Source organism: Rhizobium grahamii CCGE 502 (assembly GCF_000298315.2).
Classification (GTDB): Bacteria; Pseudomonadota; Alphaproteobacteria; order Rhizobiales; family Rhizobiaceae; genus Rhizobium; species Rhizobium grahamii.
In genome coordinates this window covers 87,914-100,580 of sequence record NZ_AEYE02000004.1, presented here as the reverse complement: position 1 = coordinate 100,580, position 12,667 = coordinate 87,914, and the positions used below count along the sequence as shown (strand labels likewise).

Genomic DNA, 12,667 nt, shown 5'->3' with positions numbered 1-12,667 from the left:
GGTTTGGACTGACGATGAATATCATTATCGGATTTGTGATTACCTGCGGCTGCATCATCGGCAGTTTCATGGCAATGGGCGGCCATGTCGATGCGCTCTGGCAGCCCTTCGAGCTCGTCATCATCGGCGGCGCGGGCCTCGGCAGCTTCGTCATGGGCAACCCGATGAAGGTGGTGAAGGATTCCGGAAAGGCACTCGGCGAAGCGTTCAAGCACACGGTTCCCAAGGAACGGAATTATCTCGATACGCTCGGCGTTCTCTATTCCCTGATGCGCGACCTTCGTACGAAATCGCGCAACGAGATCGAAGCCCATATCGACAATCCGGCCGAATCCTCCATCTTCCAATCCGCGCCGACGATCCTGAAAAACAAGGAACTGACGGCGTTCATCTGCGACTACGTCCGCCTGATCATCATCGGCAATGCCCGTTCGCATGAGATCGAAGCGCTCATGGACGAAGAGATCAACACGATCCTTCATGACAAGATGAAGCCTTATCACGCGATCCAGACGATGGGCGACGCATTCCCGGCGATCGGTATCGTCGCCGCTGTTCTCGGCGTCATCAAGGCGATGGCGCACATCAACGATTCGCCCGAAGTTCTCGGCCACCTGATCGGCTCGGCACTCGTCGGCACCTTCCTCGGCATTCTCTTGTCTTATTGCGTCTGCTCGCCGATCGTTTCTCAGATCAAGATCGTCCGCAACAAGCAGCACCGCCTCTATGTCATCGTCAAGCAGACGCTGCTCGCCTACATGAACGGCTCGGTGCCGCAGGTTGCGCTCGAATACGGCCGCAAGACCATCTCGGCCTACGAACGTCCTTCAATCGACGCCGTCGAGCAGGAAATGATGAACCCCGGCGGCGAGAACAAGGCGGCGTAAACGGTCATGAACGCTATCCTCAAGAACCCCCTCATGGATGAAGCCCTTCTTGCCAAGCTGACTGGCCGGCTGGGCGACAAGGCTACCATCGAGAAGCTCTGCGGCGCATTCGGCGATGTCTATACGGCCTTCCTGCCGGACGTTATCAAGAGCGAGACCAACCTGGACGTCGAAGTCGCCTATCTCGGCTGTGACACCGGACACAAGAACGACCTGGTTACCGATCTGGGCGGCAACACCACGCTTGTCGACGCGACACTCCGCAACTGGTCGCAGAACATCACGCTCGCCTGCGGCAACAGCTTCGTCATCACGCTGATGGAGCATTTGCTGGGTGCGGATGCCGGGACAGTCGAGCAGCCGGCCGACCGCCTGCTCTCCATAATCGAGCTCGAACTCGCGGTCATGGTCTTCGACAAGATCGCCAATGTTCTCCGCTCCGCGGTGAACGCGCCCGGTGGATTCGAGCCGGCCATGGAGTTCCCCTACGCGTTCGAAACGCGGACCAAGCCCGCCGAGGACAAACCCGACGAGTTTGCCGCCGCAATCAACATGTCGATCACGCTGTCCGGCATCACTTCGGATTTCTCGCTGATCGTACCCCAGGCCGCCCTGTTGAAGACGACGGTGGCGCCTCCAAAGGCCAAGGGACAGTCGGCAAAGTCCGCGGAATGGAGCGACCAACTCAGCGAGCAGGTGCGCCGCTCGCAGGTAACACTCAACGCCAAAATCCGTCTGCAGGACCTGACGCTGAGGACCATTTCAAAGCTCGCTGCCGGCGACGTTATCCCCTTCTATGACCGTGGCGACGTTCGCGTCGACGTCAGCGCCAACAGTAAGGAATTGTATGTCTGCGAGTTTGGACGGTCGGGTGAGAATTACACCGTCCGAGTCAAGGATACGATTAACTCGGATGACGAACTCATCCGCCACTTGATGAATTAGCCCATTTTCCAACCGAGCCGCCGCACGGCAGCTTGAGGCAAGTTTCAACTGGAATAGTGATTTCATGGCGACGAAGAAGACACCCAAGACCAGCGACCTTTCAATGGAGCTCCCGGGCAACGAGGCCGAGCTTGATCAGGCCATCGATGACCTGCGCGGCGTCCTGAAGACCGACGCAGACGGCGGCCTGCCGGATTTCGCGGGAGAGAGCGACGCGTTCAGCGGCAGCACCGATCTGTCGACCTTTGGGGGCGATTTCGAGGATACGGCTGGCGACTCCGCGTTCGGTGGAAGCGATTTCGGCGCAACCTCCGACTTTGGCGGCTCCCCCGATTTCGGCGATACCTCCTTCAACGCGATCGCGTCAGAGCCGGCGCCGCTTGGCAGCGCCATGCAGTCGAACCTCGATCTGATCATGGACATCCCGATCGACGTTCAAATCATGCTGGGCAGCAGCCGCATGCAGGTTGCCGGCCTGATGAACCTGAACGAAGGCGCGACCATCGCGCTCGACAAGAAGATCGGCGAACCGGTCGAAATCATGGTGAACGGCCGCAAGATCGCACGCGGCGAGATCACCGTCCTGGACAACGACGACACACGTTTTGGCGTCAAACTGATAGAAGTTCTGAGTACAAAAAAAGCCTGATCCCGGTGCAGGGACGGAGAGGTTAGACCATGATGGACTTTGACGATTTCGGCGGCGCTCTAGCCGAGAAACCGTTGACCCAGGCTGAAAAGGCGGCGGCCGTTCTCCTCGCGATGGGGAAAGGGGTCGCCGGCAGGCTGTTGAAGTATTTCACGCAGGCCGAGTTGCAGACGATCATCAACTCGGCGCAAACGCTGCGCGCCATCCCCCCGGATGAGCTGCTGGGACTTGTTGCCGAATTCGAGGACCTGTTCACCGAAGGCGCCGGTCTCATGGACAACGCCAAGGCGATCGAAAGCATTCTCGAGGAAGGTCTGACCCCTGACGAAGTCGACAGCCTGCTTGGCCGTCGCACGACGTTCCAGGCTTACGAGACATCGATATGGGATCGCCTCGGCGAAGGCGATCCGGCGTTCATCGGCAAGTTCCTGTTGCGCGAGCATCCGCAGACAGTTGCCTACATCCTCTCCATGATGCCCTCGTCGTTTGGCGCCAAGGTCTTGATGCAGATCCCGGACGGTCGCCGTGCTGATATCATGAACCGTACGGTCAATCTGAAGTCTGTCAGCCCCAAGGCCGCGCAGATCATCGAAAAGCAGGTGATGACGCTGCTGGCCGAGATCGATGCCGAGAAGAACTCGATCGGCTCGACGAAGGTCGCTGAATTGATGAACGAGATGGACAAGCCGCAGGTCGACACCCTGCTCACCTCGCTGGAATCGATCAGCCGCGAATCGGTCAACAAGGTCCGCCCGAAGATTTTCCTCTTCGACGACCTCATGCTCATGCCGCAGCGCAGCCGCGTCATGCTGCTCAACGATATCTCAGCGGACATCCTGACCATGGCGTTGCGTGGCTCGTCCGCCGACATGCGAGAAGCAGTCCTTGCCTCGATCAGCCCGCGCCAGCGCCGCATGATCGAATCGGATCTGCAGAGCGGAACGGCCGGCATCAACCCGCGCGAAATCGCGATCGCGCGCCGCGCCATTGCCCAGGAGGCGATTCGCCTGTCAAATTCGGGCCAGATCCAGCTCAAGGAGACCGAAGCCGAGGATTCGGCAGCGGCCTAGGCCACTGTTTTTGTGCACGAAGCGCCCTCTCCCCGCCACCGCGGTTGATCGCGGCGGCAAAAGGGCGATACCTTCGGAACGGCTGCGCCCCGGCGCGGCCGTTTCTTTTGATGGAGGGTTTCGGCCTTGGCCGACGACGACAAGGACAGCAAAACAGAAGACCCGACAGCGAAAAAGAAAAGTGACGCTGCCGAGAAAGGTAACGTTCCGTTTTCGCGAGAGGTGCCGCTCTTTGCCACCGTACTTGCCACCTTCATCTACATCATCTTCTTCCTCCCGAGCGGGCTCAGCAAGGTTGGAGAGGCGCTGAAGGACATTTTCGAGCAACCCGACCAATGGAAGCTTGAAACGGGGCCGGACGCGCTTTCCCTATTCGTTCACCTCGGCTGGGTTTCGGCGACCTTGCTTGCGCCTGCCTTCATCCTGTTCATGGTGTTCGGCGTGGGCGCGTCGATCTCGCAGAACCTGCCGACGCCGGTGCTCGAGCGGATCAGACCACAGTTTTCGCGTATCTCGCCTGCCAAGGGGTGGTCGCGGTTGTTCAGCCTGCCTGGACTCGTTGAATTCGGAAAATCGCTGACGAAGATCGTGATCGTCGGGGTCGTGATGTTCTTCGTGCTGAAGAGCGAATACTTCAACGCCATCGATGCGATGTTTTCCGATCCGCAAACGATCTTCACCCGCATGATGACGTCGATGCAGAAGATCACCGTCGTCGTTCTGATCGCCACAGCGGTCGTCGCGATCGCCGACTTCTTCTGGACGCGCTACCACTGGTTCACCGAACTGAAGATGACGCGGCACGAGGTCAAGGAAGAAAACAAGCAGTCGCAAGGTGACCCATTCGTCAAGAGCCGCCAGCGCTCGCTGATGCGCGACCGGGCCCGCCGTCGCATGATTGCCAATGTCGACCGCGCAACGCTCGTGATCGCCAACCCGACGCACTTTGCCGTCGCCTTGCGCTATGTCCGCGAGGAGAACGACGCCCCCGTCGTCGTCGCCAAGGGCCAGGATCTAATTGCGTTAAAAATCAGAGAGATCGCGGAAAAGAACGGGATTCCTGTTTTCGAAGACCCGCCTCTCGCGCGCTCCATGTTTGCGCAAGTCTCGGTCGATAGTGTCATACCGTCTGTATTCTACAAGGCAGTCGCAGAACTCATTCATCGGGTTTACGCAACGCAAGCCAAGAACAAACGGGTAAGATAGCCGAATGAAAAAATGCCCCTACTCTACCCAGCGTGAAAAAATCCTGGCGGAAGCCATCAGCCCGGTAGCCACCGAGCTACGGCTTCTGGACGCTTCGGACCTCATCTCGCTGCTGCGCTTCGAGTACTATGGCAATCTTTCCGATCTGGTATCGTCGGCCGCGGAGCTTTTCTTCCACCCTGGCACGGTCAATTTCGGCCATGGCGGCAGCTATACGCTTGAATGGGGCGGCAAGCCCGAAGTGGTGATCGACCTCGAAATCAAGCCACGCGGCGTCACGATCTATGCGCAGCTCACGCTTGCCGAGGAACATGCCGGCATCGAGATCAACCACATCGCCTTCCAGGATCCGTCTGCTGATCCGCACGAAAACACCGTTTTCCTCGAGCGGAGCCTGCGCGACGCACGCTATAACGTCGAGGCATTGCGGGCACTGGCGGGCTAGGACGCCCTCGCCCTCATATCAGCTGATATATCCGAGGCGAATGGCCTTCGCGATCGCCTGAATTCGGTTGACCGAATCCAGCTTGATCGTCGCCGAGCCTAGATAGGCGTTGACGGTATGCACCGAGAGGCCAAGCTTGTCCGCGATCTCTTCGCTGATACGCCCGTCTCCAGCAAGCTGCAGGCAGGCAATCTCGCGCTCGCTGAGAGCTTCGGCGGCCGCCACGCGGCGCTCGTCGAGCGAGAGCAGATCGATCATGACCTGGCAGGACCTCGCGTGCAGTTCAACGATCATATCACTCGCTGGTTCGAGATCGTCGCCCGTGAAGACGATGAAGCCGTTGCCGACGGCACCGAGGCGAACCGGAAAAGCTATGCCCGAGAACGGCAGCAGACCGTCCTTCAGGCGCGTCATGAAGGGGGCAATGCTGGCAGGCCTTGGGGCAGCGCGATCAAGCCCGCCGGCCCATACGACCGGCAGAAGCGATTTCTCGATATGATCGAGCAGCGCCTCGCCATGCGCGTCGACGAATGCGCGGCTGAAGCCGCTATGCGTCGAGCCCCAGTTCTCCAGTTCGCAAACCAGCCGCTGCTTTCCCGGCACGCCCGCGCCGCTGACGCGGTAAACCGCAAAATTCTGTGCGTCGGCGAGTTTCTGCATGCCGATCAGGCGTGGAAACAGGTCCGATCGGCTCGCAACCTTGTTGACGCGCACCGCGCGCATCGTTTCTGAATGTCCCATCGAGCGACCGGATGACTGCCCCATAACGCCGTCCCCCTAGACGAGATTGTTCCTGACCGCGAATGCGATTGCCTCGGAACGAGTCTTCGTGGCCGTCTTTCGCATGACACTGGTGATGTAGTTGTTGATGGTGTTGCGGGAGATACCGAGGATCATTGCGATCTCGTCGCTGGTCTTTCCCTCGGCGATCCAGAAAAGGCACTCCAGTTCGCGATCGGTCAGCTCGAAGTCCCGGTCAGTCTTGGTGGCGCCGCACTGCAGGAAGCTCGCGAAATAAGCCGTCAGAAGCCCCACGTCCCGCAGCCGCTCCTGTGACAGGATGAAGCCATCGTCAAACAGGAACATCAGCACGAGGCGCGAACGACCGATGTTGAACATCAGCGAACAGTACTGGCGGCTCGCGCCATCAGGCGCGTCTGCCTCATCCGGCAGGAGGGCGAAATGCGGCTGGAAGAGCAGCATGCATTTTTCGAGCTCCGTCGCGCGGGCGAAGCCGCCAACGAAGGCATGCGCCAGGTTGGTGACGAGATCGAATGGCCAGTCGGAGGAGACCACGAAGTCGAGGCCGGCCTCCTGCACGAGGTCCGCTCGCGCCAGGAGATAGTGCGAAGCGCCGACATAATCCGTCAGCGCCCGCAGCCCCGGCTGCAACCGTCCCGTGCTTGAGATCTCGCAGAGTTGCGCGATCAGCTCGTCGCGCGAAGAGAGGTTTGTCGCTGCAATGCCAACAAAGTTTGCCTTGTGTGTATCGCTCTTGAGAGCCTGCAATATATGCATGTCCATTGGCAAAACCCCGCGGCTGTAAACCACCTACGACAGAAGCTTGATCCGCATGCTCCTGAACAAATTACGACCTCTCCGCGAATCACCCAAGATTACGATAGGTGGCAAAATCCACCATCTCCGAGTTCTTGGGATTTACATTGTCTGCATTTCGTGCCCTGATTCGCGCACAAATTCCGCTTGTTAAGGAATTCTTAATTTAAAGTGATTCGGGGAATTCTGACAATACGATTCGCGTAAAACGCGTGTCTGCATCCGGCTTCTGTCAAGTCTATCCTCAGAAATCTTCACGCGGCGTTCGAGCGATGACGGAGGATGACCAGGATCGCAGGCAAGACCTAGGCAAAGAAAAGGCCGGTTTCCCGGCCTTTCTTTATGCGGCGTTGTCGACCGCCCATTTCCTGAGGATTTTCGCGGCGCGTTCCTCGTTGATCTCGACCATACGCGCCAGCTTGCGCTCCGGACCCTCCTTGACGCGACGATTGAAGTTTCCGTCGTCGTCGCCGAGGCTGAGCAGGTCTTCGGTGCTGTCGAAGCCGAAGTCCGAGCCGAAGCCATCCATAAGCGCACCACCGGCGCCCGCGCCTCCGGCGGGAGCGAAGTCTGGCAGTTCGAGGCCAGCACTTTCCGGCGAGGTGTCGCCGAGAACCGCGGCACCGCTACCCGTTACGCTGCGGACCATCGGGCGCACACCCATCCAGATCACCAGGAAGGCAACCGCGACGAAGGCGAGCGAATTGATGATGCCTGCGAGGTTGCGGCTCAACATATCCATGACGCGCACGCCACCGCCGGTTTCCTCGAGAAGCTGGTTCTCCAGGAAGTCCATGGCCGTGACAGTCACGACGTCGCCGCGATTGGTGCTGATGCCGGCTGCCGATGCCACGATCTTCTGCATTTCAGCAAGGTAGGCATCCATCTTCGCCTGGTCAGCCGGCTCGCCGACCATTTGAGCAATGCGGCCCTTGTTGACGACGACAGCGATGGAGAGCTTTTCGATCTTGTAGCTGTTGCGCGTCGTGGCCGTCGTCTTGCTGTTGATTTCGTAGTTGGTCTGCTCTTCCTTTTTGTCAGACTTGTCCTGCGATTCCGGGCCGGTAGGGCCGCCGGAGTCGGGCGCTGCCTGTGGAATGTTCTGCTCGACAGTTGTCGCGTTGTCGGACTGCTTCTGCTGCGACTGCGAGGCTTCCTTGGTCGTACGGATCGAGCGCTCGACCTTCGATTCCGGATCGTAGGTCGTTTCCTGGATCTGCTGTGCGTCGGTATTCAGTTCGGCGGTGACACTGGAGCGAAAGTTATCCATGCCGAGGAACGGCGCGAGCGCCTTGTCGATATTGGATTCCACTTCGCCCTGGACGTTCTGGACGATGTTCAGGGAACGGTTCAGCGAGCTGTTGCTGGCCTCGTCGCCAGACGCGAGCAGTTGTCCGGCGGAATCGAGGATAGTGACATCGCCGACATCGAGACCGGGAACAGCTGATGCAACCAGATGACGGATTGATGTCGCTGCCGTGCGGCCTGTCGCGGCACTTGCGCGGATCATGACGGAAGCGGTCGGCTTCTGCTCGGCTTTGCGGAAGTTTCCGACTTCGGGCATGACGATGTGGACGCGCGCTGCGGTGATGCCCGAGATCGACTGGATCGTTCGGCCAATCTCGCCCTCAAGTGCGCGGACGCGTGTAACCTCCTGCATGAAGGAGGTCAGGCCGAGGGAGCCAACGTTATCGAAGAGTTCGTAGCCTGCGTTGGCGCTGTTCGGGAGACCGCGCTCGGCGAGCAGGAGGCGTGCCTTGCCGGTCATGCCGGCCGGAACCGTGATGCTGGAGCCGTCAGTTCCGACCTCGAAGCCGATATTTGCCTCGGCAAGCGCCATGCTGATCTGGTTCAGATCCGGCTGATCAAGCCCGACATAAAGGGTTTCCTGGGCCGGTTTATTGACCAAAAGGGCCGCCCCCAGGATGAGCGCGACAGAAACGACGCCCACGCCAGCCAGCGCCAACAGGCGATTCCGCCCTAGCGAACTGAAGTTCTTAAAAATTTGAACTAATTGATTTAACAGATTCATTCTGTTCTCGCACGACCGTCACCGACAAAGCAGGCTTATTGCCTCATGTCCGACGATAGATGCCGAAACTTGTGCGAGCGTTTCGTAAAATCGTGCGAGTAAATGCGGGATCAGAAGAAGTCGAAGTCTCCGGCTGCCTTCGCCAGCGGCTGCACGTTGCCATGACGTCTGGCACCACCCAGGGCACGCTGCATTTCACTGAGTTTCACGAGGCTCAATGCAGTCGCAACATCGACCGCCCAGTCCTGCGGGATTTCACCGGTGATGGTGTCGATGAATTCTGCGAGTCCGCGCGTCTTCTGGACGGCAAGATCAATGCCCTGCATAACCTTCATGCTTTCCGGAGAGTTCAGCAGTTCGGCGCCTCCGCCTACGTCAAGGAGTTGCGGCTCGATCCGCTCGATCAGGTAGGCGACGTCATGCAATTCCGAGACGATGCGCATCAGGATCTCAGGCAGGGCTTCGGCCGGCAACGGCTGCTCTGTCATGGCATTCACGGTCATTACTACTGTCCTCGCCCTCAGAAGAATTCGATGCTTGTTTCGACAGGTTTCTGCGGAGCGGCCGGACGCTGCTCTAGCGCGACCGTTCTCTGCGTTTCGGCACCCGTCAACGGGTACTGCCGAGCGCGCCCGGAAACGGGCCAATATTCGAGCTTGCGCCCGTGGTCACCACCGGTACTAGAGCCGACGACGGGAATGCCTTCATCCTTCAGGAACTGCACGGCGAAAGCGGCGTTCTGTTCGCCGACATTCGAGAATGTCGAGATCGTCTTCGCCCCGCCGAAGATCTTGGCCTCCAGGCGGTCGCGGCGCGCGCCCTGCTTCAGGAGGCCGTTGATCAGCAATTCCATCAGATGGACGCCATAGCGTGTGGCGTCGCCGCCCGTCATCGGCGTGTTTCCTGTCCCCGGCAGGAGGAAGTGGTTCATTCCTCCAACGCCTGCCACGGGATCTCGCAGGCATGCAGCCACACACGATCCAAGGATGGTCGTCAGAACCGCGTTCGGATCATTCAGGACCTTCCATTCGCCCTGGATGATATTGACGCGGCGGGCCGCAACCTCGAGATTCATTTCAATGCTCCAAATACGGCTTCGATAGCCGCCTTCATCTTCTCGATCGTGAAGGGCTTGGCGAGAACGTTGTTGGCGCCAAGCTGTGCGGCCTTCGTGACCAGCGCACGGTCGCCCTGCGCCGTCAGAATGATGAAAGCCGCCTTCTTCGTCGCCGGATTGGCGCGAACCGCCTGGAGGAAGCCGAGGCCATCCATCTTCGGCATGTTGAAGTCGGAGATTACGAGGTGATGCGGCTGCTGGGTCATGATCTTCAAGCCCTGTTCACCGTCGCCGGCGGCCGTGATCTGCTTGAAGCCGAGCTGGGTCAGAGCGTCGCTGAGCAGCAGACGGCTGGTTACCTGATCGTCGACGATCAGAACTTTGATTTTCTCTGCGATAGACATTAGTCAGTTCCTTCCTTTCGGGCGGCTGTCATTTTCAAGATTTCTTCGCCGATGCTATTCAGCGGCAATTGCTGCTCGACGGCGCCGAGTTCGTAGGCGACCCTTGGCATGCCGTAGACCACCGAGGTCTTTTCGTTTTGGCCGAGGGTGCGAGCGCCGGCATGGCGCATCTTCAACAGGCCGGCGGCACCGTCGCGCCCCATGCCTGTGAGGATCACGCCGACCGCGTTGCGGCCTGCCAGTTCGGCAACCGAATCGAACAGCACATCGACGGACGGACGGTGACCGTTCACCGGATCGCGCTCGATCAGGCGGCAGCAGGGCGCGTGAGCGTTGGCAACTTGCAGATGACGTTCACCGCCCGGGGCAAGGTAGATTTTGCCGATCTCCAGACGCGCGCCGTCTGTTGCTTCCTGCACGACCGGCGCGCAAAGGCGGTTCAGGCGCTCCGCGAAGCTCCTCGTGAAGGTCGGCGGCATGTGCTGTGTGATAACGGTCGGCGGGCAGTTTGCCGGGAACTTCTGCAGCACCGCAATCAACGCCTCGACACCGCCGGTCGACGAACCGATGGCAACGATCTTGCGTCCGACGCGAAAGTCGGCAACCGCAGGGGGCGGTACAACCGGCGTCGGCTGCGTATATTGGCGGCGCTGCGAACGGGCGGCTGCCTTCACCTTTTCGGCGAGATCGCCGAACGGACGTGCATCGCCTGGAAGCGGCTTGCCGACGCAATCGAATGCGCCGATCTCAAGCGCGGCCAGCGAGGCGTCGGCGCCGCGATGGGTGAGCGTCGAGACCATGATCACGGGCATGGGACGGAGCCGCATGATCTTCTCGAGAAAGTCGAGGCCGTTCATGTTCGGCATCTCGATATCGAGCGTAACGACGTCGGGATTGAGCTTCTTGATCGCCTCGCGCGCCTCAAGCGCATCACCGGCCTGGCCGATGACGTTGACCTCGGGATCGGCGCTGAGAACTGCGGTGATCAGGCCACGCATGGTGGCGGAGTCGTCGACGACAAGAACACGTGCCTGTGCACTCATGCCTTCCTCCCCACGCCCTTGGTCGTATAGCGATAGGTCGTGATGCCGATATTGTCGAAGACGTGCTTGGCGTCGCCGGAGACGCGCTCGGAATGGCCGATGTAGAGGTGGCCGCCTTCCGGCATCAATTCGGCAAAACGCGACCAGATCTTCATCTGTGTCGGCTCGTCGAAATAAATCACCACGTTGCGGCAGAAGATGACGTCGAACTTGCCCTTGAACGGCCACTGCGCCATCAGGTTCAACTCGTTGTAGGTGATGAGACGCTTGACGCGGTCATCGACCTGGAACTTGCGGCGGCCCTGCACCTCGACTTCGCTGAACCACTGCTTGCGCATGGCGGGCGACACGGTTTCGAGCGCGCTCTCATCGTAAGCGCCTGCGCGGGCAATCGCCAGGATCTTCGGATCAATATCGGTCGCCAGGATCTTGAAGTCGTAGTCAGCGACGTTGGGCATCATCGACAGAACCGTCAACGCGATCGAATAGGGCTCCTGGCCATCCGAGGAGGCAGCCGACCAGATGCGGACCCGACCACCCATCTTGGCGCGCTGCAGCAGCTCCGGCAGCACGTGCTCGCGCAGATGCTCAAAGTGGTGGTTCTCGCGGAAAAACCGCGTGAAGTTCGTCGTGAGATGCGACAGCATTTCACGCCGCGGCGCGGCACCGGCCGGCGAGGAGACGAGCGCGCAATACTCCCGAAATCCGGACAAGCCAAGGTTGCGAATGTGCTTCGACAGACGCGAGTAGACGAGCGAGGCCTTTGTCTCGTTCAGGAAGATGCCTGCGTCCGAATAGATCATCGCGGCGATTTCCGCGAGGTCGCGACGGGTCAGCGGATACTCGCCGCTCGCCAGCACCTCGTCCGGGCTTCCCTGCCGCACGTCCTTTGCACTCATGACATTCATGCAGCTTCGCTTTCCGTATCGGGGAAGATGGCGTCGAGTTCGAGCAGGCAGATCATGCGCTTGTCGATCGCAAGGATGCCACGCGCGAACTGCCGCTGCAGTTCGGAGGCGATCTCCGGCGTCGGCTGCACATTTTCATCCGTCACCGTCAGGATGTCGGATACCGCTTCGACGAGCAGCCCAACCACCTTGCGGCACACCTGCGCGACAATGATGACATGACGCTGCGTCGGCTCGGTGGCCCTCATGCCGAGGCGCGCCGACAGGTCGATGATCGGCAGGACGGCACCGCGAAGGTTGATCACGCCGCGCATGTAGGATGGGGAGTGCGGCATGGCCATGGCCGGCGTCCAGCCTCGGATTTCGCGGACCGACATGATGTCGACGCAGAATTCCTGATCGCCGATGCGGAAGGCGATCAACTCGCGACTGCCGGCCCTCAGATTTTTTGCGGCATAAGACAT

Annotated in this window: 15 protein-coding genes; 6 read left to right on the top strand and 9 right to left on the bottom strand. The window is 59.8% G+C overall.

Annotated elements, in window-relative coordinates:
• Positions 1-14 precede the first annotated feature (14 nt).
• The 6 genes from motA (at position 15) to RGCCGE502_RS03315 (ending at position 5,202) form a co-directional block, all read left to right on the top strand.
• Complete coding sequence (gene motA, locus RGCCGE502_RS03340) at positions 15-887, top strand: flagellar motor stator protein MotA (protein ID WP_016552753.1); 873 nt, start codon at positions 15-17, stop codon at positions 885-887.
• 6 nt (positions 888-893) lie between these two features.
• Positions 894-1,832, top strand: a complete 939-nt coding sequence (locus RGCCGE502_RS03335; RefSeq protein WP_016552752.1) for a FliM/FliN family flagellar motor switch protein — start codon at positions 894-896, stop codon at positions 1,830-1,832.
• 64 nt (positions 1,833-1,896) lie between these two features.
• Positions 1,897-2,481, top strand: coding sequence for a flagellar motor switch protein FliN (fliN, locus tag RGCCGE502_RS03330; protein ID WP_016552751.1), 585 nt, complete (start codon positions 1,897-1,899; stop codon positions 2,479-2,481).
• Positions 2,482-2,510: 29 nt separating this feature from the next.
• Entirely contained in the window at positions 2,511-3,551 is a 1,041-nt protein-coding gene (gene fliG / locus RGCCGE502_RS03325) for a flagellar motor switch protein FliG (protein WP_016552750.1), read from the top strand.
• Positions 3,552-3,677: 126 nt separating this feature from the next.
• Positions 3,678-4,757, top strand: coding sequence for a flagellar biosynthesis protein FlhB (flhB, locus tag RGCCGE502_RS03320; protein WP_016552749.1), 1,080 nt, complete (start codon positions 3,678-3,680; stop codon positions 4,755-4,757).
• A gap of 4 nt (positions 4,758-4,761) precedes the next feature.
• On the top strand, positions 4,762-5,202 hold the full coding sequence (locus tag RGCCGE502_RS03315) for a BspJ family T4SS effector nucleomodulin (protein WP_016552748.1): 441 nt from the start codon (positions 4,762-4,764) through the stop codon (positions 5,200-5,202).
• 18 nt (positions 5,203-5,220) lie between these two features.
• Here the strand turns inward: RGCCGE502_RS03315 and visR are convergent, their stop codons facing one another.
• The 9 genes from visR to RGCCGE502_RS03270 form a co-directional block, all read right to left on the bottom strand.
• Complete coding sequence (gene visR, locus RGCCGE502_RS03310; protein WP_016552747.1) at positions 5,221-5,967, bottom strand: transcriptional regulator VisR; 747 nt, start codon at positions 5,965-5,967, stop codon at positions 5,221-5,223.
• A 12-nt stretch (positions 5,968-5,979) separates the two neighbouring features.
• On the bottom strand, positions 5,980-6,726 hold the full coding sequence (gene visN, locus RGCCGE502_RS03305) for a transcriptional regulator VisN (RefSeq protein WP_016552746.1): 747 nt from the start codon (positions 6,724-6,726) through the stop codon (positions 5,980-5,982).
• Positions 6,727-7,099: 373 nt separating this feature from the next.
• The gene (fliF, locus tag RGCCGE502_RS03300) at positions 7,100-8,791 is read right to left on the bottom strand and encodes a flagellar basal-body MS-ring/collar protein FliF (RefSeq protein WP_016552745.1); all 1,692 of its coding nucleotides are present in this window, start codon (positions 8,789-8,791) and stop codon (positions 7,100-7,102) included.
• A gap of 110 nt (positions 8,792-8,901) precedes the next feature.
• The gene (gene cheT, locus RGCCGE502_RS03295; protein ID WP_016552744.1) at positions 8,902-9,294 is read right to left on the bottom strand and encodes a chemotaxis protein CheT; all 393 of its coding nucleotides are present in this window, start codon (positions 9,292-9,294) and stop codon (positions 8,902-8,904) included.
• A 17-nt stretch (positions 9,295-9,311) separates the two neighbouring features.
• A complete protein-coding gene (gene cheD, locus RGCCGE502_RS03290; RefSeq protein ID WP_016552743.1) occupies positions 9,312-9,866 on the bottom strand; it encodes a chemoreceptor glutamine deamidase CheD in 555 nt (184 codons plus the stop codon).
• Positions 9,863-10,252, bottom strand: a complete 390-nt coding sequence (locus RGCCGE502_RS03285) for a response regulator (protein ID WP_007530058.1) — start codon at positions 10,250-10,252, stop codon at positions 9,863-9,865. The genes cheD and RGCCGE502_RS03285 overlap by 4 nt, the downstream gene beginning before the upstream one ends.
• Positions 10,252-11,295, bottom strand: a complete 1,044-nt coding sequence (gene cheB / locus RGCCGE502_RS03280) for a protein-glutamate O-methylesterase CheB (RefSeq protein ID WP_016552742.1) — start codon at positions 11,293-11,295, stop codon at positions 10,252-10,254. Before cheB ends, RGCCGE502_RS03285 begins: the two co-directional genes overlap by 1 nt.
• On the bottom strand, positions 11,292-12,203 hold the full coding sequence (cheR, locus tag RGCCGE502_RS03275; RefSeq protein ID WP_016552741.1) for a protein-glutamate O-methyltransferase CheR: 912 nt from the start codon (positions 12,201-12,203) through the stop codon (positions 11,292-11,294). The genes cheB and cheR overlap by 4 nt, the downstream gene beginning before the upstream one ends.
• Entirely contained in the window at positions 12,200-12,667 is a 468-nt protein-coding gene (locus RGCCGE502_RS03270; RefSeq protein ID WP_016552740.1) for a chemotaxis protein CheW, read from the bottom strand. The genes cheR and RGCCGE502_RS03270 overlap by 4 nt, the downstream gene beginning before the upstream one ends.

Bases quoted from the DNA above. Each gene is read 5' to 3' on its own strand.
- motA (WP_016552753.1), top strand. From the start codon at position 15: ATGAATATCATTATCGGATTTGTGATTACCTGCGGCTGCATCATCGGC.
- RGCCGE502_RS03335 (WP_016552752.1), top strand. From the start codon at position 894: ATGAACGCTATCCTCAAGAACCCCCTCATGGATGAAGCCCTTCTTGCC.
- fliN (WP_016552751.1), top strand. From the start codon at position 1,897: ATGGCGACGAAGAAGACACCCAAGACCAGCGACCTTTCAATGGAGCTC.
- fliG (WP_016552750.1), top strand. From the start codon at position 2,511: ATGATGGACTTTGACGATTTCGGCGGCGCTCTAGCCGAGAAACCGTTG.
- RGCCGE502_RS03315 (WP_016552748.1), top strand. From the start codon at position 4,762: ATGAAAAAATGCCCCTACTCTACCCAGCGTGAAAAAATCCTGGCGGAA.
- visR (WP_016552747.1), bottom strand. From the start codon at position 5,967: ATGGGGCAGTCATCCGGTCGCTCGATGGGACATTCAGAAACGATGCGC.
- visN (WP_016552746.1), bottom strand. From the start codon at position 6,726: ATGGACATGCATATATTGCAGGCTCTCAAGAGCGATACACACAAGGCA.
- fliF (WP_016552745.1), bottom strand. From the start codon at position 8,791: ATGAATCTGTTAAATCAATTAGTTCAAATTTTTAAGAACTTCAGTTCG.
- cheT (WP_016552744.1), bottom strand. From the start codon at position 9,294: ATGACCGTGAATGCCATGACAGAGCAGCCGTTGCCGGCCGAAGCCCTG.
- cheD (WP_016552743.1), bottom strand. From the start codon at position 9,866: ATGAATCTCGAGGTTGCGGCCCGCCGCGTCAATATCATCCAGGGCGAA.
- RGCCGE502_RS03285 (WP_007530058.1), bottom strand. From the start codon at position 10,252: ATGTCTATCGCAGAGAAAATCAAAGTTCTGATCGTCGACGATCAGGTA.
- cheB (WP_016552742.1), bottom strand. From the start codon at position 11,295: ATGAGTGCACAGGCACGTGTTCTTGTCGTCGACGACTCCGCCACCATG.
- cheR (WP_016552741.1), bottom strand. From the start codon at position 12,203: ATGAATGTCATGAGTGCAAAGGACGTGCGGCAGGGAAGCCCGGACGAG.
- RGCCGE502_RS03270 (WP_016552740.1), bottom strand. From the start codon at position 12,667: ATGTCTTATGCCGCAAAAAATCTGAGGGCCGGCAGTCGCGAGTTGATC.